General features: G+C 68.1%; 20 protein-coding genes. 7 read left to right on the forward strand and 13 right to left on the reverse strand.

Annotated elements, in window-relative coordinates; translation table 11 throughout:
- Window positions 1-61: 61 nt before the first annotated feature.
- The 6 genes from ABZ796_RS19505 to ABZ796_RS19530 all read right to left on the reverse strand — a co-directional run bounded on the left by ABZ796_RS19505 (window position 62) and on the right by ABZ796_RS19530 (window position 5,079).
- The gene (locus ABZ796_RS19505) at window positions 62-1,285 is read right to left on the reverse strand and encodes an N-acetylmuramoyl-L-alanine amidase (RefSeq protein WP_357339020.1); all 1,224 of its coding nucleotides are present in this window, start codon (window positions 1,283-1,285) and stop codon (window positions 62-64) included.
- Window positions 1,286-1,362: 77 nt separating this feature from the next.
- A complete protein-coding gene (locus ABZ796_RS19510) occupies window positions 1,363-1,920 on the reverse strand; it encodes a maleylpyruvate isomerase family mycothiol-dependent enzyme (RefSeq protein WP_357339022.1) in 558 nt (185 codons plus the stop codon).
- Between the two features lie 12 nt (window positions 1,921-1,932).
- Window positions 1,933-2,484, reverse strand: coding sequence for a TIGR03086 family metal-binding protein (locus ABZ796_RS19515; protein WP_357339024.1), 552 nt, complete (start codon window positions 2,482-2,484; stop codon window positions 1,933-1,935).
- Between the two features lie 66 nt (window positions 2,485-2,550).
- The gene (locus ABZ796_RS19520) at window positions 2,551-3,177 is read right to left on the reverse strand and encodes a DsbA family protein (RefSeq protein WP_357339026.1); all 627 of its coding nucleotides are present in this window, start codon (window positions 3,175-3,177) and stop codon (window positions 2,551-2,553) included.
- A 966-nt stretch (window positions 3,178-4,143) separates the two neighbouring features.
- A complete protein-coding gene (locus tag ABZ796_RS19525) occupies window positions 4,144-4,746 on the reverse strand; it encodes an SMI1/KNR4 family protein (RefSeq protein ID WP_357339028.1) in 603 nt (200 codons plus the stop codon).
- Window positions 4,747-5,079, reverse strand: coding sequence for a hypothetical protein (locus tag ABZ796_RS19530; RefSeq protein ID WP_357339030.1), 333 nt, complete (start codon window positions 5,077-5,079; stop codon window positions 4,747-4,749).
- Window positions 5,080-5,505: 426 nt separating this feature from the next.
- On the opposite strand from ABZ796_RS19530, the gene ABZ796_RS19535 reads away from it, so the two are divergent.
- Together ABZ796_RS19535 and ABZ796_RS19540 are read left to right on the forward strand one after the other, a co-directional pair.
- Window positions 5,506-5,760: a LysR family transcriptional regulator gene (locus ABZ796_RS19535; protein ID WP_357339031.1), complete on the forward strand. Its 255-nt coding sequence runs from the start codon at window positions 5,506-5,508 to the stop codon at window positions 5,758-5,760.
- Between the two features lie 134 nt (window positions 5,761-5,894).
- Window positions 5,895-6,626, forward strand: coding sequence for a L,D-transpeptidase family protein (locus ABZ796_RS19540; protein WP_357339033.1), 732 nt, complete (start codon window positions 5,895-5,897; stop codon window positions 6,624-6,626).
- 71 nt (window positions 6,627-6,697) lie between these two features.
- On the opposite strand, the gene ABZ796_RS19545 is transcribed toward ABZ796_RS19540, so the two are convergent.
- Window positions 6,698-8,374 (reverse strand): CHAP domain-containing protein, encoded by a 1,677-nt coding sequence (locus tag ABZ796_RS19545; RefSeq protein ID WP_357339034.1) that lies wholly within the window; start codon window positions 8,372-8,374, stop codon window positions 6,698-6,700.
- A gap of 201 nt (window positions 8,375-8,575) precedes the next feature.
- Between ABZ796_RS19545 and pepN the strand changes: the two genes are divergently transcribed.
- Together pepN and helR are read left to right on the forward strand one after the other, a co-directional pair.
- Window positions 8,576-11,119: an aminopeptidase N gene (gene pepN, locus ABZ796_RS19550; RefSeq protein WP_357339036.1), complete on the forward strand. Its 2,544-nt coding sequence runs from the start codon at window positions 8,576-8,578 to the stop codon at window positions 11,117-11,119.
- Between the two features lie 292 nt (window positions 11,120-11,411).
- Window positions 11,412-13,640: an RNA polymerase recycling motor ATPase HelR gene (gene helR, locus ABZ796_RS19555; RefSeq protein WP_357339038.1), complete on the forward strand. Its 2,229-nt coding sequence runs from the start codon at window positions 11,412-11,414 to the stop codon at window positions 13,638-13,640.
- 12 nt (window positions 13,641-13,652) lie between these two features.
- On the opposite strand, the gene ABZ796_RS19560 is transcribed toward helR, so the two are convergent.
- A complete protein-coding gene (locus ABZ796_RS19560; RefSeq protein WP_357339040.1) occupies window positions 13,653-13,943 on the reverse strand; it encodes a hypothetical protein in 291 nt (96 codons plus the stop codon).
- Between the two features lie 120 nt (window positions 13,944-14,063).
- Here ABZ796_RS19560 and ABZ796_RS19565 point away from each other — a divergent pair, with 120 nt between their 5' ends.
- Entirely contained in the window at window positions 14,064-15,014 is a 951-nt protein-coding gene (locus ABZ796_RS19565) for a mechanosensitive ion channel family protein (protein WP_357339042.1), read from the forward strand.
- 129 nt (window positions 15,015-15,143) lie between these two features.
- Here ABZ796_RS19565 and ABZ796_RS19570 read toward each other — a convergent pair whose 3' ends face one another.
- Window positions 15,144-15,569, reverse strand: coding sequence for an OsmC family peroxiredoxin (locus ABZ796_RS19570; protein WP_357339044.1), 426 nt, complete (start codon window positions 15,567-15,569; stop codon window positions 15,144-15,146).
- Window positions 15,570-15,666: 97 nt separating this feature from the next.
- Between ABZ796_RS19570 and ABZ796_RS19575 the strand changes: the two genes are divergently transcribed.
- Window positions 15,667-16,038 (forward strand): globin, encoded by a 372-nt coding sequence (locus tag ABZ796_RS19575; RefSeq protein WP_357339046.1) that lies wholly within the window; start codon window positions 15,667-15,669, stop codon window positions 16,036-16,038.
- A 4-nt stretch (window positions 16,039-16,042) separates the two neighbouring features.
- On the opposite strand, the gene ABZ796_RS19580 is transcribed toward ABZ796_RS19575, so the two are convergent.
- The gene (locus ABZ796_RS19580) at window positions 16,043-17,854 is read right to left on the reverse strand and encodes an amino acid transporter (protein WP_357339070.1); all 1,812 of its coding nucleotides are present in this window, start codon (window positions 17,852-17,854) and stop codon (window positions 16,043-16,045) included.
- A 234-nt stretch (window positions 17,855-18,088) separates the two neighbouring features.
- Between ABZ796_RS19580 and ABZ796_RS19585 the strand changes: the two genes are divergently transcribed.
- Window positions 18,089-18,412, forward strand: coding sequence for a hypothetical protein (locus ABZ796_RS19585; RefSeq protein ID WP_357339048.1), 324 nt, complete (start codon window positions 18,089-18,091; stop codon window positions 18,410-18,412).
- On the opposite strand, the gene ABZ796_RS19590 is transcribed toward ABZ796_RS19585, so the two are convergent.
- The 3 genes from ABZ796_RS19590 to kdpC are packed head-to-tail and all read right to left on the reverse strand — an operon-like array spanning window position 18,388 to window position 22,250.
- Window positions 18,388-19,074, reverse strand: coding sequence for a response regulator transcription factor (locus ABZ796_RS19590; RefSeq protein WP_357339050.1), 687 nt, complete (start codon window positions 19,072-19,074; stop codon window positions 18,388-18,390). The genes ABZ796_RS19585 and ABZ796_RS19590 overlap by 25 nt on opposite strands.
- A complete protein-coding gene (locus ABZ796_RS19595; protein WP_357339051.1) occupies window positions 19,071-21,614 on the reverse strand; it encodes a DUF4118 domain-containing protein in 2,544 nt (847 codons plus the stop codon). The genes ABZ796_RS19590 and ABZ796_RS19595 overlap by 4 nt, the downstream gene beginning before the upstream one ends.
- Window positions 21,615-21,635: 21 nt before the next feature.
- Window positions 21,636-22,250, reverse strand: coding sequence for a potassium-transporting ATPase subunit KdpC (gene kdpC, locus ABZ796_RS19600; protein WP_357339053.1), 615 nt, complete (start codon window positions 22,248-22,250; stop codon window positions 21,636-21,638).
- Window position 22,251 lies beyond the last annotated feature (1 nt).

Raw genomic sequence — 22,251 nt, forward strand, 5'->3', positions numbered from 1 at the left:
GCAGCATCCTAGTGAGCAGGCGGCAGAGCCCTCATTCGACGGGCCAGCATTCACCGACGCGTCAGTTGAACATCTGGTCGCGCTTGTAGGCGTACTTCCGGATCCAGGGCAGCCACTTGGCGAGCTGGGCGCCCGGGCAGGAGGTCTCGTTGGTGTGGAAGTGGCCGTCGATGACCCAGACCCGGACCCGCCGGCCGGCCGGGAACCGGTCGCTGCCCTGGGAGATCGTCTCGAGCGTGCTGCGCGCGTCGCGGCCGGCCAGGTCGAGCTTCCAGGCCGCCATCCGCTCGGTCTTGATGAGGGCGTCGTCGGAGGGACGTACGTTCTCGAAGTTGCCGATCAGGGCGATGCCCATCGACTGGTGGTTGAAGCCACGCGTGTGGGCGCCCTTGACGAGCCGGTCGATGCCGCCGGAGCGGCCCTCCCAGGCACGGCCGTACTTGTCGATGAGGAAGTTGTAGGCGATGTCGAACCACCCCAGTGACCTGGTGTGATAGCTGTAGATGCCGCGGATGATCCCCGGCACGTCGCCCTTGGAGTAGTTGTTGCTCGTGGCGGTGTGGTGGATGTGGACCTGCTTCAGCGAGCTGTTGTACTCCGGGCGACCGTTGCGCCAGGAGTTGTTGGCGCCCCACTGCGACCGGGTGAAGATCACCGGCTTCGGCGCCGACCGCGGTCGCGACCGCGCGACCCGCCCGTTCGCGGAGCTGTCGCCGGAGGCGCTGCCGTAGCCGATGTCGTCGGTCTCCCGCTTCGGAGCCTTCACGTCCTCCTGCGGCCCGGTGTTGATCAGGGTCAGCTTCAGGTCCTTGGGCTGCGCGCCCTCGACCCGCACCTGTACGCCGCTGGCCCGGCCGGTCCACACCGGCTGGGTGCCCCGGCGCTCGACCTTGCCGCGGGCGGCCACGGCCTCCTCGGCGCCGTCGGGCAGGTCCTGCTGCAGCGGCAGCTCCTGCCACGTGCGCCACCGGTCCGACTTGCTCACCCGCACCTGGACCTGAGGCGTCTCGGCTCCGGTCCAGGAGACCCCGACCATCGAGAACGTGGTCGTGTTCAGCTTCTCGGTCGAGGCCGCGCCGGCGGACCGCTCGGTCAGCCGCGGCGGCAGCTTCACGTCACGGGTGGCGATGCCGTCCTCGAGCCGCGGCAGCTTGATCAGCTGGTCGTCTTGGTCGCCTTGGGCGGCCGCCGGGTCGATCGCCGACCCGATCGCAGGCACGAGCATCGACGCGCCGAGAACGACAGCGGTCAGGGTCACGGTGATGACGCGGGGGAAGCTGGCCATACCCTTGATTTTGGAGAATCAAGCGCCCGACATGCCGCAAACGCATGTGTTCGGTGTGTCGTTTGGGACCGCTGTGACTAGTGCGACGGCACCGGGACGAACGGCACCGGCCGTCCGGCGTACGCCGCCAGGTGCTCGTAGGCACCCGATCCGTCCGGTGCCGAGAGCGCGTTGGCGAAGGCCCGCCCCTTGCGCTCCGGCCCCAGAATGCGGTCCATCGCGACGACCGCTCGCTGGGCGACCGCGTCGTCGAGGCCGTCGGTCGTCCGTCCGAGGGAGGCCGCCAGGTCCCAGGTGTGGACCGCGATCTCGGCCGACTGCCAGTCGGGGTCGACCATCACCATGTCGTCGGGGCCGACCTCGCGCCACAGGTTGATCAGCGCGTTGCCCCGGGTGCGCAGCTCCTCGCCCAGGTTGACCGCGTAGTCCTCGCGCCCGTCCCATCCGGGCGGCGAGCCCTGGAGCATCGTCACGAAGACGCGGGGCTGGGCGATCATATGGTTGGCCAGCTTGCGCAGATCCCACTCCGGGCACGGTGTCGGCCGGGTCAGGTCGTCCGCCGTGACGGTGTCGAGAAGCTCTGCTGCCTGTGTCAGTGCGCGCTGCAGCGCGAACACGCCCATCTGGTCAACCACACGACCATGGTGTCAGGCGAGCCTGCGTCCCGCGAAAGCAGCCAGCCGTTCATAGGCCCCGGCGCCCTCGGGCGCCGCCACCTCGGCACCGAACGCACCCGTGCGCATCTCCGGCTTCAGGGTCGCCTTCATGAAGGCCAGCCCGACCTCGGCGACCTCCGGGTCGAGCTCGGAGGACGGCACGCCGAGCGCCCGCGCGAGGTCCCAGGAGTGGGTAGCGTACTCGGCGACGAGCAGGCCGACCGGCACCGCCGCGCCGCCCTCCCAGCCGTCCGTGCCGGGACCCTGGTCCCACGCGTGCAGGACGTCGTCGGCACCGACCTTGAACGCCGGGCCCCAGCTCTCGCTGACGTGCGGCGCCGGCGCGCCCCAGTCGGGCTCGCCGCCGCGAAGCATCGTGACGAAGTTGGTCCCGTCGGCGATCACGTGGTCGGCCAGCGCGCCGACATCCCACTGCTCGCACGGCGTCGGCCGCGAGACGGTCTCGGCGTGCACCCGGTCGAGCAGGTCGCCGGTCTGGTCCAGCGCCCGCGAGAGGATTCCTGCGTCGTCTGAAGTAGTCACCCTGCCAACGTACGACTGGTCGACCTCGGCGTCACCGCCAAATTCCTGCTGGTCAGGACTCAGCACTCAGCTGAAGTCGAGGTCGTGGACCCGGGCGCGCTTGAGCTCGTAGACGTAGGGGTAGGCGGTGATCAGCTGGAACCCGTCCCAGAGCTTGCCGGCCTCTTCGCCCTTGGGCGCCTTGGAGATGACCGGGCCGAAGAAGGCCGAGCCGTTCATCGCGATCGTCGGGGTGCCGACGTCGTTGCCGACCTGGTCCATGCCCTCGTGGTGGGACTTCGCGATGGCCTCGTCGTACCCGGAGTCGTCCATCGCGTCGGCCAGCTCGACGGGCAGCCCGACCGAAGCCAGCGCCTCCTCGATCAGAACGCGATCGAAGTCGCGACCCTCGACGTGTCGACGGGTCCCGAGCGCGGTGTAGAGCTCGGCCAGCTTCTCTTGCCCGTACTCGTTCTGCACCGCCATGCACACCCGTACCGGCCCCCAGGCGGTCTTCAGGAACTCGCGGTACTCCTCGGGGATGTCCTTGTCCTGGTTGAGGTACGCCAGGCTCATGATGTGCCAGGTCACCTCGACGTCGCGCACCTTCTCGACCTCGAGGATCCAGCGCGAGGTGATCCAGGCGAACGGGCAAGCGGGGTCGAACCAGAAGTCGGCGGAGGTCTTCTCGGAGGCGGGGGTGGTCTGCGTCATATCGACACTCAACCACCGCTCCCAAGGATCTGTTCCACGCCGCGTTCACAGCGGTTCGTACGCCGCCTAGGTCTTGATCACCCGAGCATTTCCCCAAACCGGCACTGGTTACGACCCCAAAGAGCCCTGATCACCTAGCGACGCGGCAAACGACGTCCATGTCACCGGAAATTCCTCTTTCACATATGAAACCAAGTTCGAGCGAGTGACAGGTAGACACATCCGCATCGCTCGCTCAAGAATCTCTCGACTTTCGAGGAATTCCTCAAACACTCCAAACTTGACCGCTGTCAGCACGTACCCGATTTCACTCTTCAGAAGTCCCTCCAAGTAATGAAAGCACGCGGAAAGAATCCGTTCGTCACCAGAAGTCGACCGCAATTCGGACAACATAAGCGGGACGGCGAGCGCCGAATGCAAGAACAACATCAAGTCCGATTCCACCTCGGGCCATGCATCGAATCAGTCAACTCCATCTTCGGAAAGGCGTGCCAAAACTTCAGCAGCACCCGGAATAGAATCCGCATAAACTTGCACGACTTCGTCAAACCCGATTCTATCCATGCGATTCTTCCAATCATAAGTAGCCACGAAGCATTCAGAACTGTCGTAGTCTTCTTCGACAGACGGTCGACCGGGTCATACACATACGTCGTGGTCGAATCCATCGTCGCGGACGCGTCACCGGCGTTCCGCTTCGAGGCGACATCCTCGAACTGGTTGCCGTTGCCCTTGGCGACCATCATCTGACGACGCAGGACGTCGTAGGCGTAGCTGGTGATCTTCGCGGCCTTGCTTCCGTGGCCCGGTCACTCGGACCCGTCAAACTCTGCTTCGTCTCCGTCGTACCCGGAACAGACGCGCTGCAACTCGGTGAAACGTCATACCCATACGCGCGACCGCTTCATTAAGATCTCCCCTTGGGGGCTAATGTAGAACCGAGGTTGAGACCGCGGAAATCTCGATCTACCAGCGATCGTTCCTATGAACCTTGTAGGTCACCGGAATCTCCCACCCCAGGCGACTCGCGACCCGATCACCGGCGTAGTTCGGGATCTGGTCCTGGATCATGCCGGCAACGAAGTCGGTGAATGAAGATTCGTACGCGGCCCACTCATCGACGCCGCGATCGTAGACGTAGATGGGCAACTCGGCGTCGGACAGGTCGAAGCAGTAACGGTTCGCATCATTCGACACGGCCCAGCACAGAAGGCGCGGCGATGCGGTCGCGATCCGTTGATCTCGAGGCGTGGCCGGGTCATCCCAGTCATGTTGAGCATCGCGAGTCTCGATCGCCATGTCGAACACTCCGACCTCGCCCAGATCCGCCGTGGGGGCCGAGGTCGCCAGATTGGTGCCGAGTGACTCGGAACTACCGCCTCGCATTGCGTCAAGATCAGGTGTCGGAGCCATGATGGAGAGGTAGTCGCCAAGTTCGCCAGGGCCGATGTCTCGCATGAACTCGACATAGTCCTCAGGAGGTGCCACCCCCCACCCACCTGCGATGGCAGACCAGTCAAAAGTCCTCTCTCGAGCATCCACGATTCGAATCAAGGGTGCGATGTTCATCTAAACTTTCCGATCAGAGGCTGCTACATGAGTGGGACGGGTGCGTCCGTCGCTCAACCGCCAGTACCGAGCGCTCTCGCTGCGCTTCGACGTCAGCTCCTTGACCCGCTTCGCCTTCGGGTCGTACTTCGGCGCATGCCCAAAGGTCGACTTGTGCTTGCGGTCCTTGACCGCAGAGCCCTTTGCTACCGGTGCCCGGGCGAGGTCGTCCTCATCGGCGCCCTCGCCCGACGAGTCGTCATCGCCACCGAACAGCCCGCCGAAACCAGCCGTCATCGCCATCGTCATCGTCTTGCTCAGGCGCGGACGCGGCTTCACGGGCTGCCGCAGCATCCGCCTCCGCGACGTTGTCCTTCGCCGCGGCCGGCGAGGTCGGCGCAAGCACTCCCAGCACCAGCGCCACCGCCGTGACCGCGACCAACACACCTCGCAGAACGGCGCGACGAACGAATTCAAACGACGTGAACAGACGACCAAGGCGACCGAGACGGCCCATGACGCACTCCTGCAGGCTCAACAAGTGGGGGGTGCCTATGCCCGCCCCGGTACGGCACATATGCGGAGCCGATCTTTACGAAACGGGTTGCAGCGCCGCCACTTTCGACAACGAACTGCTGCGCTTTGATCTCCTCGGCGACCGCTTCGTGCCACCTACCGGCCGACAATCGAATTGAACTTTCGAATGCTTCCTGTATCGGCTTAGATACCTCCGCCCCACACTCGGCGATTCTCGGCGTCCACTCAGGGAGGACCACACCAATGCACACCAGCTGGATCAAGGCACTCGTCGCAACTGTCGAGTACGGCAGCGTCGAAGCCGCCGCGCGAGCCCTCAACATGACTCGGCAAGGGCTCCGCAAGCGGATCTCCAACCTCGAGACCGCGACGGGAGTCAAGCTCCTCGCCAGCGGCGCTCGCGGGACCCTCACCAGGGCCGGCGAGAAGCGGATCCAGAAGTTTCGACAGATCCTCGACACCACGGACGAGGTGCTCAACCTCGAGCACGCCGCCTGATCCACGACGGCGACCGGAGCCGCTTTGTTTCGGACTCGTTACCGCTACTCCCGGGTAAACGCTTACATACCCCACTAGGCTTCCGCGGTCCGATCGCTCGGATCGGATCCATCCCCACAAAGGAGAGAGGTCTCGTGAGACTCTCGATCAACCGGAGAACAGGTCTGATCGGCGGTGTCGTCGCTGTCGTCGCGACCGCCGCTGCCATGTTCTCCCTGCTGCCCTCCAACGCCGGCGCCGCCACCACGGTGGTCCTCGACGGCGTCTCGGTGGCCGTCCCCTACGGCGGCACGCAGGTCGTCACCGTGAACCGCACATCCGGGACGTACGCCAACGTCCGATTCTGGGTGAAGGCCGACGGGAAGTGGACACAGAAGTTCATGACCACCAAGGGCCGCATCGGCTCCGGCGGTCTCGTCCGCCGCGACCAGCGCAAGCAGGGCACCAGCACCACCCCGATGGGCACCTTCAGCCTGATGTCCACCTTCGGCACCCACGCCAAGGCGAGCACACAGAAGCTGGCGCACACCAAGATCACCAGCGAGTCCTACTGGGTCCAGGACAACAACTCGGCCTACTACAACCGCTACCGCCTCAAGTCGCAGGGCGGTTTCCGCTACTGGCTCCCGGCCAGCGACGTGAACAGCTCCGAGCGGCTGGCGGCCTACCCGACGCAGTACGAGTACGCGGTTGTCATCAAGTACAACTACGACAACCCCGTCCGCTACCGCGGCGCCGGGATCTTCCTGCACGTCAACGGCTCGGGCGCGACCGGCGGATGCGTCAGCGTCCCGCGCTGGATGATGAAGGAGTACTTCAGCCTTCTCGACCCCGCCAAGAAGCCCGTCATCGCCATCGGCGCCTGACCTGGCCGTGAAGACAACGGCGTGGGCCGGAGCGAGAATTGCTCCGGCCCACGCTGCTTCTACGGGTGACCTCAGTTGACGGTGGTGAAGGCACCCCCGCTGGCCCAGTAGGCGACCTCGTCGCCGCTGTAGGCAGCGGTGACGGCGTACTCGCCCTCGGGGAGCTTGACGAAGGTGACCCCGGCCGCCCCGCCGCTGAGCGACTTGGTGACCGTGCGTCCGCCGTTGGTCGTGATCTTGACCGTCCCGGTCGGCAGGTAACCAGGGGCGGTGACCTTGACGGCCACCTCCGCCTGACCGGAACCGCCGGTCGCGGTGACCTTGACGCTCGGCTTGACGCGGACCCGACCGCTGGGGCCGTACGTCTTGCTCAGCGTCTCCCCGTTGCCGGACCGGGCGACCACGGTGACGCTGAGGCGGTGGCTGACGTCGGCCTCGGTCGGACGGTACTTCTCGGTCGTCGCGCCGGAGATCGGCGTGCCTTCGCGCGTCCACTGGTAGGAGAGGTCGACCGCCTCGCTGAAGCTGCCCGGGTCGACCTGCATCAGGCCGCCGAGACGGGTGCCGCCCTTCACGAAGCCGGCCGCGGTCTGCGACAGCTCGCCGCCGCTCGGGGGCTCCGCAGGTTGCTGCGGCGCCTTGCCGCCGCCGACGAGGGTGCCGGCGAAGGCGTAGGACTGCTTCGGCTTGAAGCCTTCCTGGACACCGACGACGACCGCGCCGAGCCTCTTTCCGGAGGCCGTTGCGGGCACCTTCAGGAAGCGGGACTTGCTGCGGGCGATCAGGGTCTTGTCGGCGTACCACCTGACCTCGCCGACCTTGGCCGACGGCTCGTAGTCCGCTCCGCCGACGGCGACCGTCGAACCGACCTTCTGGGTGCCGGTGATCTTCGGCTGCACCAGGACCTTGAACGTGCCCTGCTTGATCGGCGGCAGGATCTCGCTCATCGTCTTGGCCCCGCTGTAGTCCCGGCGGGTGCCGGTGAGCACCGCCGCGATCTGCTTGCCGGCGAGGTGGCCGGGGATGCGGAAGGTCTTGTTGGTCGCACCCGGGATCGGCTTCTTGTTCACGATCCACTGGTAGCGGATCTTGTTCGGGTTCGGGCTCCACGATCCGGTGTTGACCGTGACTGCCTTGCCGACCTGGGCCGTTCCCTCGACCGTGGGTCGCTTGGTGACCGAGAGGCGTTTCGTCGACGGCGTCCCCTTGTCATTGATGTGGATGAACCCGGTCGGGTAGTTCACCGAGTCCTTGCCGATCCGGCGCCAGCTGATGTCGCTGCCGTAGTTGGACTCCGAGATGGTGATCGTGTCCGATCCGACCTTCTCGACGATGGCGACGTGGCCGAAGCGGCTCGCGCTCGGGTGCGAGGAGTGCCACCAGGCGACCGAGCCGACGGTCGGCGTCCGGTTCGTCAGCCTGCTCAGCGCAACGCCCCAGTTGGTCGCGTTGCCCTCGCCCGACCAGGGGCGGGCGTTCGGCAGGCCGGTCTGGATCAGCTTGTACGCGACGTAGTTGGTGCAGTTCCGGCCGGCGTACATGCGCCAGTACATGCTTCCCCAGGCACTTTCGTAGCCGGCGGTGGAGTAGCCCTTGCTGCGACAGTCCGAGAACCCGGAGCAGAGCGTGATGGAGCCCGCGTGCGCCGGTGATGCCAGCTTGGGGATGACTTGCACACCGAGGCCGACGAGCAGCAGAACCGCGCCGGTGACCAAGGTCCGGCGCAGCGCCCCGCCAGGCTTCCCCACCCGGCGCGACTTCTGTGAATACTGATGTTTCTGTGACTTGAGGGGCACATGAGCACCCTAGAGAAAGTTGTCAACCATTGATACCGGTGTGTCGGAATTACAACACTGTATTTTTACTTTCCCCGCTCAGCGACTCCCAAGAACGGGCAACAACGCCGATATAAATGTCTCGAAATCCGGGCAGAATGAGAGGATCCAGGCATGCCTGGAACCAATCTGACGCGCGCCGAAGCCACCGCTAGGGCCGCACTCCTCGACGTCCTCTCGTACGACATCGATCTCGACCTCACCACGGGTGCTGAGACCTTCGGCTCGACGACGACGATCACCTTCACCTCCACCGAAGCCGGCGCCTCGACCTTCGCCGATCTGGTCGGTGCGACGGTCCACGAGATCACGCTCAACGGCGTGGCGCTCGACCCCGCGGTGGCGTACCAGGACTCCCGGATCCAGCTGGACGGTCTCGCGGCCGAGAACGTCCTCGTCGTCAAGGCCGACTGCACCTACTCCCACACCGGCGAGGGCCTGCACCGCTTCGTCGACCCCGCCGACGACCGCGTCTACCTCTACTCCCAGTTCGAGGTCCCCGACGCGCGCCGCGTCTACACCACCTTCGAGCAGCCCGACCTCAAGTCCGTCTTCACCTTCCACGTGACCGCTCCCGAGGGCTGGAAGGTCGTCTCCAACGCGGTCACGCCCGAGCCGAAGCCGCTCGGCGACGGCCGCGCGACCTGGGACTTCGAGCCCACCAAGAAGATGTCGACCTACATCACCGCGCTGATCGCCGGTGAGTACCACGAGGTCCAGGACGTCTACGAGGGCAAGTTCGGCACCATCCCGCTCGGCCACTACTGCCGCCAGTCGCTGGTCCCCTACCTCGACCGCGACGAGGTCGTGAAGATCACCAAGCAGGGTTTCGAGTTCTTCGAGGACGCCTTCGACTTCCCTTACCCCTTCGGGAAGTACGACCAGCTCTACGTGCCCGAATACAACATGGGCGCGATGGAGAACGCCGGCGCCGTCACCCTGCGCGACGAGTACCTGCCGCGCTCCAAGCAGCCGCGCTCCTTCTACGACTTCCGCGCCTCGGTGATCCTGCACGAGATGGCGCACATGTGGTTCGGCGACCTGGTCACCATGAAGTGGTGGGACGACCTCTGGCTCAACGAGTCCTTCGCCGAGTGGGCCTGCTACCACGCCCAGGCCAACGCGACCGAGTTCACCGACGCCTGGACCGGGTTCACCAACGCGCGCAAGCAGACCGGCTACCGCCAGGACCAGCTCCCCACCACGCACCCGATCGCCGCGGACAACTACGACCTGCAGGCCGTCGAGGTCAACTTCGACATGATCACCTACGCCAAGGGCGCCTCCGTCCTCAAGCAGCTCGTGGCGTGGGTCGGGCTGGAGCCGTTCCTGGAGGGGCTGAAGGCCTACTTCAAGGAGTTCGCGTACGGGAACTCCGAGTTCAAGGACCTGCTGCGCCACCTCGAGGCCGCCTCGGGCCGTGAGCTCCAGGGCTGGGCCCAGGAGTGGCTGCAGACCGCCGGCGTCAACACCCTCGCGCCCGAGTTCACGCTTGCCGAGGACGGCTCCTACGCCTCCTTCGCGGTCAAGCAGAGCGCCGCCGCCGACTACCCCACCCTCCGTCGCCACCGCATCGGCCTCGGCCTCTACGACCTCATCGACGGCGCGCTGGTTCGCCGCGACGCGTTCGAGATCGACGTCACCGGCGAGCTGACCTCGGTTCCCCAGCTCGAAGGCGTCAAGCAGCCCGACCTGCTGCTGCTCAACGAGGGCGACCTGACGTACGCCAAGATCCGGCTCGACGAGCGCTCGCTGGCCACCGCCCTGTCGTCGCTGTCGGCGCTGGACGACTCGCTCTCGCGGGCGCTGATCTGGGGCGCTGCCTGGGACATGACCCGCGACGCCGAGATGCGGGCCAGCGACTTCGTGGAGCTCGTGCTCGCCAACATCGGCCAGGAGACCGACGCCTGGGGCGTCACCCGGATCCCGGTCTTCGCCGCCCAGGCGGTCAACTCGTTCTCGGCCCCGGCCAACCGCGACGCCCTCAAGGCGCGCTGGGAGACCGGGCTCAGGGAACTGCTCGAGGCCGCCGCCCCGGGCAGCGACCACCAGCTGACCTTCGCCCGGACGTACGCCTCGGCCGCCCGCTCCGAGGCCGCGATCGCCGACCTCCAGGGGCTGCTCTCCGGCGACCTCGCCTTCGACGGTCTCGAGATCGACCAGGACCTGCGCTGGGCGCTGGTCACCGGCCTGGCCGCCTCCGGCACCTTCGGTGAGAGCGAGATCGCTGCCGAGCTGGAGCGCGACAACACCATCTCCGGCAAGGAGAAGGCCGCTGCCGCCCGCGCCGCGCAGCCGACGCCGGAGGCCAAGGAGGCCGCCTGGGACTCGGTCGTCGTCCGCACCGACGTCGCCAACGAGACCGCTCGTTCGATCGTGCTCTCGTTCCAGCGCAGCGGCCAGGACGAGGTCCTGGCGCCCTACATCGACCGCTACTTCGAGGCCGCCGACACGCTCTGGGAGCACCTCGGCACCCACCGCGCCTCGACGGTGCTGGAGTTCATCTTCCCGAAGCCGGCCGCCTCCCCCGAGCTCCTGGAGAAGGCCGATAAGTGGCTCGAGACCTCCCCCGCCGAGCCGGCCGCCAAGCGGTACGTCCGCGAGGGACGTGACGAGGTCGCCCGCGCCCTCGCCGCCCAGGAGCGCGACGCACAGTAGGTCCTCCACCCCCGTCGGTCGAGCCGGGTTCGTGAGGTACGAGCGAACCCGTGTCGAGACCAACACAGTTCCTGTCGATCGACGACGGGACTGTGTTGGTCTCGACACGCTCGGCCGCAGGCGGCCTCACGGCTCGACCAGCGGTGGCCCGAAAACGACGAATGGAAGGGGAGATCTCCCCTTCCGCTAACAACTTTATAGCGCATATGGGGGCTTGCCGCAAGGCCCCCGGATTGGGGCAGAATCTCCTCTTCGAACAGGTAAAGTGCCTGTTCAGACAGGGGATTCAGCGTTGCAAGCATTCGATCTCGCGGGCCGTCACGACGCCAAGGCGGACCCGGCACTGATCGCCGAGGACGAGCAGCACTTCGCTGCCATCGCGGAGAGTCTCGAGGAGCAGATCTCCGAGCTGAACGAACGGCTGGACGACGTACGCCGCCGGCCGGGCGGGCACGGGCAGGAGGCGATGGACCGCGATCTGGAGGTGCACCGCATCGGTGGGCAGCTGCGGATGCTGCGACGGTTCAGCCTGGACCTGTGCCTGGGTCGGATCGTCACCGACTCCGGTGACACGATCTACATCGGGCGTCTCGGCCTGACCGCCAGCGACGGGCGGAGGCTGCTCGTCGACTGGCGCTCGCCTGCCGCCGAGCCGTTCTTCGCGGCCACGCACGCCGACCCGCGCGGGCTGCTGAGCCGCCGCCGCTACCGCTGGACCAACGGGCGGATCACCGACTACTGGGATGAGGTCTTCACCGCCGAGGGGCTCGAGGGACATGCGGCACTCGATGACCAGTCGGCCTTCATCGCCACCCTCGGCAGCAGCCGCTCGCCGCGGATGCGCGATGTGCTCGGCACCATCCAGGCCGACCAGGACGCGATCGTCCGAGCGTCCTCGCGGGGCGCCCTGGTCGTCGACGGCGGTCCGGGGACGGGCAAGACCGTGGTGGCGCTGCACCGTACGGCGTACCTCCTCTACTCCGACCCGCGGCTGGGCGAGGGCAAGGGCGGGGTGCTGTTCGTGGGACCGCACGAGCCCTACCTCTCCTACGTCGCCGACGTGCTGCCGAGCCTGGGCGAGGAGGGCGTACGCACCACCACGCTGCGCCGGATGATCCCGGAGGGCGCCTCGTTGCTACCCGAACCCGACAAGGAGGTCGCCCGGCTCAAGGCCGACGCCCGGATGGTCGCGGCGATCGAGCCCGCGGTCGCGCTCTACGAGAAGCCCCCGTCGAAGCCGACGCTGGTCGAGACCCCCTACGGCGATGCGGTGATCAGCACCGGCGACTGGGCCGAGGCGATCGCCGCGGCCGAACAGGGTACGCCGCACAACGACGCCCGCGACCAGGTCTGGGACGCGCTGCTGAAGATCGTGACCGACCGGATCCAGGCCAACAGAGGCGACGACCACGACTACGACGCAGATGCCGACCTCGACGACTGGGGTGACCCGGACCCGGAGGAGGACGAGTTCGACGCGTACGGCCTCGTCGACGATGACGCCACCGACGCCCTGCGTACCTCGCTGGAGACCAACGCCGGGCTGCTCGACGTCTTCGGCCAGGTCTGGCCGCGGCTGCGGCCGGCCGACATCGTCGGCGACCTGTGGGAGGTGCCGGCTTTCCTGCGGCTGTGCGCTCCGTGGCTGAGCCCCGATGAGGTCGAGCTGCTCCAGCGCGAGGACGTGCAGGCGTGGACCGAGGCGGACCTGCCGCTGCTCGACGCCGCCCACCGCCGGCTCGGCGACCCCGACGCCTCGCGGCGGCGGAGCGCCCAGAAGGCCGCGGCGGCCGCCGACCGGAAGGCGAAGGCCGAGGTCGTCTCGGACCTGATCAGCCACGACGACTCCGAGATGAAGGTGATGTCGATGCTGCGCGGCCAGGATGTGCGCACCGCCCTCCTGGACGACGCCGTGCGCGAACCCGAGGAGCTCGACCCGTACGCCGGCCCGTTCGCGCACATCGTCGTCGACGAGGCGCAGGAGCTGACCGACGCCGAGTGGCAGATGCTGATCAGCCGCTGCCCCTCGCGCAGCTTCACGATCGTCGGCGACCGGGCGCAGGCACGCCACGGGTTCACCGAGTCGTGGCAGGAACGGCTCGAGCGCGTCGGCCTGGACCGGGTCGAGATGGCCGGCCTGAGCATCAACTACCGCACGCCCGAGGAGGTGATGACCGAGGCGGAGCCGGTCATCCGCGCCGCACTCCCCGACGCCAACGTGCCGACGTCGATCCGCGCCTCCGGCATCCCCGTCGTCCACGGTGCCGTCTCAGATCTCGACGAGATCCTGGACACCTGGCTCGCCGAGAACGACGAGGGCATCGCCTGCGTCATCGCTGCCGGTTCACGGGACCAGAACGAAGGCCGGGTACGCCGTCTCGGTCCCGTGCACGCCAAGGGGCTCGAGTTCGACCTGGTCGTCCTCATCGACCCCGAGACGTACGGGACCGGGATCGAGGGTGCCGTGGACCGCTACGTCGCGATGACGCGGGCAACCCAGCAGCTGGCCATCCTCAGCTGAGCGACCCGAGGGTCAGTGCGTCGCGGCGGGGAGGTTGTCGTCCTCGGCCTTGTGGGGCTTGGGCAGCAGCCCCTCGCCGCGGAACACACCCGGCAGGAGCACGAGCAGGGAGATGACCACCGTCAGGATCACCGGGATGAGCAGGATGAGCAGGAGCAGACCGGAGGCGGTCATCTCCTCGGCGACCGGCCAGCCGTTGGGAACCTCGGCGCTGGCGGGGCCGGCGGTAGCAACAGAGGCGACGACGGCGGCGGAGGCGGAGGCGCCGAGGAGGCCGGCGCGGCGCAGGATCTGGTTGCTCACGGGGCAGATACTAACCGGCGTACGTCCTGCTTCTCATCTCTGCCCCTGATACCCGTGGCGGGAGTCGATGCCCGCCTGGGGATTGGCCGCAGGGCTTGAACGCCTTGGATACTGGAACCCATGTCCATTCCCCCGAATCCCCCTCTGGTCTCGGTCTCCTGGTCGACGCTCGGCGAATGGGTGATCGGCATCCCGCTGCGCATCCTCGGCCTGATCGTCCTGGCGATCGTGCTCCGCTGGGTGCTGCACCGGGTGATCGACAAGGTCGTCAGCCGTGCCGTCGAGGCGCCGACGCTGGCCGGGAAGATCACCAAGCTGCACGAGCCCGGCGACGAGATCCACGCGAGCTCCCGCCGCAGCCAACGCGCCCAGGCGATCGGCTCGCTGCTCAAGAGCGTCGTCACCGGTGTCCTGGTCGCGATCTTCGCCACCATGATCCTGGACGAGCTCGGCATCAACATCGCCCCGATCATCGCCTCGGCCGGGATCGTCGGTCTGGCCCTCGGTTTCGGCGCCCAGTCGCTGGTGCGGGACTACCTGTCCGGCATCTTCATGATCATCGAGGACCAGTACGGCGTCGGTGACAGCATCGAGGTCAACAACATCAGCGGCACCGTCGAGGCCGTGACCCTGCGGATCACCCGGCTGCGCTCGCTCGACGGCACGGTCTGGTACATCCCCAACGGCGAGATCCTCACCGTCGGCAACCACAGCCAGAACTGGGCCCGCGCCGTCATCGACGTCGGCGTCGGCTACAACGAGGACCTCAACAAGGTGCAGCGTGTGCTGCGCGAGGTCTCCCACGACCTGTGGGTCGACGAGGAGTTCAAGGGTCAGATCATCGAGGAGCCCGAGGTGACCGGCGTCGAGGCGCTGGCCGCCGACTCGATCACCCTGCGGGTGCTGATCAAGACGCTGCCGCTCAAGCAGTGGGCGATCGCGCGCGAGATGCGCCAGCGGATCAAGGCCCGCCTCGACTACGAGGGCATCGAGATGCCGTTCCCGCAGCGGGTCATCTGGCACCGCGAGGAGAAGGACGCCGCTGCCGAGGAGCAGAAGGCCAACGCCTGACGTACGCCCCGCTGGTCGAGCCGCCGAAGGCGTGTCGAGAGCAACACGGTCCCATCGAGCGCTCGATGGGACCGTGTTGGTCTCGACACCGGCTCGCTGGCGCTCGCCGGGCTCAATCAGCGGTGATTCTCAGGCGAGGGCGGCGTCGAGGGTGATCGTGGTGCCGGCCAGAGCCTGGCTGACCGGGCAGCCGGCCTTGGCGGCCTCGGCGAGGCTGACGAAGATCTCGTTGTCGAGCCCCTCGACCACACCGCGCGTGGTCAGCTTGATGCCGGTGATGCCCTTGCCGGGGGTGAACTCGACCTCGGCGCTGGTCTCCAGGCTGGTCGGCGGGGTGCCGTTGTCGGCGAGGCCGTTGGAGAAGGCCATCGAGAAGCAGGAGGAGTGGGCGGCGGCGATGAGCTCCTCGGGGCTGGTCTTGCCGCTGGGCTCCTGCGAGCGGGCCACCCAGGTGACGTCGTACGTCCCCAGGCCCGAGGAGTCCAGCGTCACCTTGCCGGCACCCTCGAAGAGCGAGCCCTCCCAGACGGTGGTGGCAGTGCGGGTCGTGGCCATCTTCATCTCCCAAAGTTCGTGTGTGTGCGTACGTCCTCGATCCTGCCACGGTCCCGCGGCGGACGCAGCGTGCAAGGCCGCGTGGAACAATGGCTCGGTGACGTTCTATGAGGAGATCGGCGGGATGGACACCATCCGCACGATCGTGGCCAAGTTCTACGAGGGCGTGGCGACCGACGAGCTGATGCGACCGATGTATCCCGAGGAGGATCTCGGTCCGGCGCAGGAGCGGCTGACGCTCTTCCTGGCTCAGTACTGGGGCGGCCCGACGAGCTACTCCGAGCAGCGCGGCCACCCGCGGCTGCGGATGCGTCATGCCCCGTTCGAGGTCACCTCGGAGGCCCGTGACCGCTGGCTCCAGCACTTCCGCGAGGGCCTCGACGCCGCCGGGCTCACCCCCGAGCAGGACGCGCAGTTCTGGGCGTACGTCGAGCATGCCGCCAACTTCATGATCAACACGCCCGGCTGATCCCTCAGCCCACGTGCACGTGCGGCCGCCGGGTCCGGTCCGGCTCGGCGCGCCGCAGGATCTCCCGGGTGGTCGGGGCGACCTCGCCGACCCCGATGAACAGGAACCGCAGCAGGTTGGCCGCCGGGTTGCCCTCGGTCCACTCGAAGTAGATGTGCGGCACCACGCCGGTGACATCGCGAATGTGGAGCAGCAGAGCCGCCAGCGCGTTGGGCACGGACGGTGCCTCCAGACGCAGCACCCGTCGGTGCCCGACCACCTCGCCGCGTACCTTCAGGGTGCCCTCGAAGTCGGACGGGTCGGTGACGAGCACCTCGACGAAGACGAGGTCGGTCTCGTCGGCCAGGTCGTTGTCGGCGACGATCTGGCGGAGCTTGTCCTCGTACTCCTCCGGGCCCTCGGTGCCCTCGTGCTCGTTGGCGATCAGCCGGATCTGGCGGCGGGCGCACTCCCTCAGGAAGGTCTCGGCCTTCCTGTCCAGCTCGACGCCGGTCACCCGCAGCTCGAAGGAGCGCATGATCCGGGAGACCAGCGAGACGGCGATGATCGCGGCGATGAAGCACGCGGCGATCTTGACGCCGTCGGGACGCTCGATCACGTTGGAGACCGTGGTGTAGGCGAACACGGCCGCGATCAGGCCGAACAGCACCGTCCGGACCCGCTGGCCGGCCTTGCGCGCAGCCAGGGTCACCGCCACCGCGGCCGACAGCATCAGCACGAGCACACCCGTCGCGTATGCCCCGCCCTGGGCGTCCACGTCGGCGTCGAAGATCCAGGTGATCAGGAACGCCGCCGCGGAGATCGTCACGACCAGCGGCCGGGTCGCGGCCGCCCACTCCGGTGACATCCCGTAGCGCGGCAGGTAGCGCGGGATCAGGTTGAGCAGACCGGCCATCGCCGAGGCGCCGGCGAACCACAGGATGAGGATGGTCGAGATGTCGTACGCCGTTCCGAAGGCGCTGCCGAGGTAGTTGTGCGCGAGGTAGGCGAGCGCTCGGCCGTTGGCCGCGCCGCCCTCCTGGAACGCCTCGGCCGGGATCAGCAGGGTGGTCACCCAGGACGAGGCGATCAGGAACACACTCATCGTCAGGGCTGCCGCGGTGAGCAGCTTCTTGGTGCCGCGGATCCGCCCGGCAGGGTCCTCCTCGGTGTCACTCCTGTCACCCTTGACCTGCGGCATCACCGCGACACCGGTCTCGAAGCCGCTCATCCCGAGGGCGAGCTTGGGGAAGACCAGGAGCGAGACAGCGATCATCGTCGTGACGTTGCCGTGCTCGAGGAAGAGCGCGTCGTTCCAGCGGGTGAAGACGCCCGGGTTGCTGAACACGTGGACGAGGCCGACGACGATGACGACGGCGTTGAGGGCGAGGAAGGTGACCACCAGGCCGACCGCGATCCCGATCGCCTCCTTGAAACCCTTGAAGAAGACGGCCCCGAGCGCTGCCAGCAGCACCAGGGTGATCACCATGTTGTGCCCGTGCCAGGTGGACGGGAAGAGCGGGTTCTCCACCACGTGCGCGGCACCATCGGCGGCCGAGAGGGTCATCGTGATGATGAAGTCGGTGGCCGCGAAGCCGAGCAGGGCGAGCACGAACGCCTTGCCACCCCAGCGGGACAGCAGCCGCTCGAGCATCGCGATCGAGCCCTGACCGTGCGGGCTCTCGGCCGCCACCCGGCGATAGACCGGCAGCGCACCGAGCAGCGTCAGCCCGACCAGGACCAGGGTCGCGATCGGCGAGAGCAGCCCGGCAGCGAGCGCCGCGATGCCCGGCTGGTAGCCCAGCGTCGAGAAGTAGTCGACCCCGGTCAGGCACATCACCCGCCACCACGAATGCTTCTTCTCGTGGGTCTCGGTCGGCTCTGCGGCGCCCTGGACGCTGCTCGCCCTGGTCGCTGCAGTCACGGGATCAATTCTTCAGCCCGGTCGACCCGGATGAGGCATCCCAGCCCCGCGGGAAGGCGTAAGGATTCCGTCAAGATTCCACGTAGCGGGTGTCAGAGGAGCGTCCAGACCGCCCCGGGAGCCTGAGCGCCGGCGCACGCTGGAGGTATGGAGCTGCTGGAGAAGGTCACGGCGGTACGCGCCGGAGCGGCGGCCGCCGTCCTGCTGGTCGCCACGGCGGTCCTCACCGTCGTAGGCGTCGGCTTCTCGGCCTGGCTGACCATCATCGTCGCGCTGAGCACCGGTGCGGCACTGACGCTGACCGTGCCGTACGCCCTGCTGCTGGCGTTGACCGGCTGGGGGCTGGTCACCGGGTTCGCGGTCAACACCGGCGGTCAGCTGACCTTCTCCGCGGGCGACCTACGTCACCTGGCGCTGCTGCTGGCCCTGGGACTCGTGGCCTCGCTCTACTCCCCTGGGTCCAGGGTGTAGCCGACTCCGGGGGTGGTGACCAGGTAGCGCGGGTGTGACGGGTCGTCCTCGAGCTTGCGGCGCAGCTGGGCGGCGTAGACGCGCAGGTAGTGCGTCTCCTTCGCATAAGCAGGACCCCAGACCTCCTTGAGGATCTGGTCGCGTGGGACCAGTCGGCCGACGTTGCGGGCGAGCAGCTCCAGGAAGGACCACTCGGTCGGGGTCAGTCGTACGTCCGAGCCCGCCTTGTGCACCCGCTTGCGGGCGAAGTCGATCTCCAGGTCGCCCACGGTGAGCGTGGTCGCGGCCGGTGGCGCGGACTCCTGGGAGCGCCGGACGGCCGCTCGCAGGCGGGCCATCAGCTCGTTCATCGCGAACGGCTTGGTGACGTAGTCGTCGGCCCCCAGGTCGAGCGCCTCGATCTTGTCGTCACCGTGCTGGCGCGCGGAGAGCACCACCACCGGCACCTGGGTCCAACCGCGCAGCCCCTCGATCACCTCGGTGCCGTCCAGGTCCGGGAGCCCGAGGTCGAGCAGGACGACGTCGGGGTGGGTCGCCGCCGCGGCGGCGAGCGCAGAACGCCCGTCGACCGCCGTCTCGACCTCCCAGCCGGCGGCGCGGAGGTTGATGGCGAGCGCCCGCAGCAGGGCGGGCTCGTCGTCGACGACGAGTACGCGGCTCATCGGAGGTTCGCTCGCGGCACCGCGACGACCATGGTCAGGCCGCCGCCGGGGGTGTCCTCGGCCGAGAGCCGGATGCCCAGCGCCTCGCTCAGGCCCCTGGCCACGGCCAGACCCAGCCCCAGCCCACCGGCCGAGGTGTCGTCGAGCCGCTGGAACGGCTCGAACATCCGCTCCCGCTGGTCCTCGGGTACCCCCGGCCCACGATCGACGATCATCACCTCCACAGTCTCCGGTGTCTCGTGTGCCAAGACGCGTACCGGCTCGCCGACGCGGGGCCCCTGGCGGCTGACCCGGACCGCGTTGCTGACCAGGTTGGCGACGATGCGCTCGAGCAGACCCGAGTCGGTCCGTACGAGCGGGGTGTCCTCGCCGACGTCGAAGGCGATCGACCCGGGAGGCAGGCCGGCCACCGCCATCGGCAGCGACTCCTCCAGGCTGACGTCTCGCATCGCGGGGTGCACCAGGCCGGCCTCCACGCGGGAGAGGTCGAGCAGGTTGTCGATGAGCGCCTCGAGCTGGTCGGCGGAGGTGGCGGCCGACTCGACGAGCTCCTTGCGGTCCTCCTCCGGAACCCGGCCGACGAGGAGACCGTCGAGGGCGGCCCGCATCGTGGCCAGGGGCGTACGCAGGTCGTGGGAGACGGCGCGAAGCAGCGCCGTCGAGGTCTGCTCGGCCCGCTCCAGGGCGAGTGCACGGTCGGCCTGGTCGCGCAGCCGACGGTGCTCCAGCACCAGCGACGTCTGAACCGCGAAGGCCTCCAGGACCCGTCGGTCGCTCGCCCGCAGCGGGGTGCCGCGCAGGACGATCACGTGGGTGTCGTCGACGGCGACCTGGGCATCGCCCTGGTTCGGGTCCGCCGGAAAGCCGATCCCGGCACCCGCCAGCCGCACCCATCCCTGCGGTGCCTCCTCCAGCAGGACCACCGCCTGCTGCGCGAAGGTCTCGCGTACCCGGCTCACGATCGCCTCGGCGGTGTCCTGGCCGGTGAGCACCGAGCGCGACAGTGCCCCCATCGTCGCCGCCTCTCCCCTGGCCTGGCGTGCTTCGGCCGCTCGCCGCGAGGCCCGGTCGACGACGGTGGCGACGCCGACCGCGACCGCGACGAAGATCACCAGCATCACCAGGTTGCGCGGCTCGGCGATGGTGAAGCGGCGTACGGGCTGGGTGAACCACCAGTTGAGGTGGAGGAATCCGGCCAGTGCGGCGGCCACCGCCGGCCAGCGACCGCCGACGAGCGCGACCAGGACGGTGGCGGCGAGCAACAGCATGCTGGCCAGCGGCAGCTGGTTGGAGATGTCGCCCTCGATACCGTCGTGGTGGAGCAGCCAGACCAGAGCCGAGGGCACCAGGATCGCGCACAGCCACCCCAGGGCCTGCCGGGTGCGGCTGAGCGGTGAGCCGAGGCCGCCACGGTCCCGCGAGCCGCGGGCGATCTCGGCGTGGGTGACGAGGTGTACGTCGATCGAGCCGGCCGCGGCCGCGATCCGGTCTCCGGTGGTGCCGGTGAAGAGTCGTCGCAACCGCCCGTGCCGGGAGACGCCGACGATGATCATGGTGGCGTTGGCGCCGGTCGCGAAGTCGACGACCGCGGAGGCCGCATCTTCACCGACGACGCTGTGGAAGGTGCCGTCCAGCGACGCGGTCAGCGCCTGGACGCGTGCGATCGACCCGGCCTCCGGGCGGGCCAGTCCGTCGGAGGTGACCACGTGCACCGCCAGCAGCTCCGATCCCTTCGCACGCTGGCAGAGCCGGGCCGCCCGCCGCAGCAGCGTCTCCGACTCCGGCCCACCGGTGACCGCGACCACGATCCGCTCCTTGGTCGGCCACGGGTGCTCGATCCGGTGCTCGCGCCGATAGTCGCCGAGCGCGTCGTCGACCCGGTCGGCCAGCCACAGGAGCGCCAGCTCGCGCAGCGCGGTCAGGTTGCCGACCCGGAAGTAGGAGGTCAGGCTCGCGTCGATGTTCTCGGGCTTGTAGATGTTGCCATGAGCCATCCGGCGCCGCAGCGCGTCGGGCGCCATGTCGACGAGCTGGATCTGGTCGGCGGTGCGGACCACCTCGTCGGGAACGGTCTCCCGCTGGCGTACGCCGGTGATCCGCTCGACCTCGTCGTTGAGCGACTCCAGGTGCTGGATGTTGACGGTGGTGATGACGTCGATCCCCGCCGCCCGGATCTGCTCGACGTCCTGGGCCCGTTTGGTGTGGCGGCTGCCGGGAACGTTGGTGTGCGCGAGCTCGTCGATGCAGACGACCTTCGGGTCACGGGCGATCACCGCCTCGACGTCGAGCTCGGTGAAGGTCGCCCCGCGATAGCCGATCTCCCGACGGGGGATCACCTCGAGCCCCTCGATCTGGCGCGCGGTGTTGCTGCGGTCGTGGGTCTCGACGAACCCGACCACCACATCGGTCCCCCGCGCCTGGCGCCGCTGCGCCTCGCCGAGCATGGCGTACGTCTTGCCGACCCCTGGCGCGGCTCCCAGGTAGACGGTCAGCCGCCCCCGCTTGCGCGGGGACGGGCCTTCCGTCGACGTGGTCTGCACGTCCCTATTCAACCCTGTGCCCTAATCAGCCCTGTGCGTACGCACCGCGATGTTGAGCTCGAGCACGTTGACCCGCGGCTCACCGAGGATCCCGAAGGTGCGGCCGTCGGTGTGGTCGGCCACCAGCGCCGTCACCTCCTCCTCCGAGAGCCCGTTGGCGCGGGCAACCCGGGACACCTGGAGGGCTGCGTAAGCCGGCGAGATGTCCGGGTCGATGCCGGATGCGGAGGTGGTGACGGCGTCGGCGGGAACCTGGTCGACCGAGACGCCTTCGCGCGCGGCGATCTCGCGCTGGCGCTCCTTGATCGCCTTGACCAGGTCCGGGTCCTCCGGGCCGAGGTTGGAGCCGTAGGTGGACAGCGTGTCCCAGCCGTCGCCGGCCGCGCTGGGTCGTGGGTAGAAGAGCCCCTCGTCGTCGTTGCCCTGACCGATCAGGGCCGAGCCGACCGCCTCGCCGGGGTCGCTGGTGCGCACCCCGGACTCGGTGACCAGCGAGCCGTCGGCACGCCACCCGAAGGCGGCCTGGGCGACACCCGTGACGACGAGCGGGTAGGCGATCCCACACAGCAGGGTCGCGGCGAGGAGCACGCGGAGCCCGGCGAGGGAGTGGCGTAGCAGTGCAAAGAGATCTGACATG

The sequence above is a fragment of the Nocardioides sp. NPDC047086 genome, assembly GCF_040643685.1.
Taxonomy (GTDB): Bacteria; Actinomycetota; Actinomycetes; order Propionibacteriales; family Nocardioidaceae; genus Nocardioides.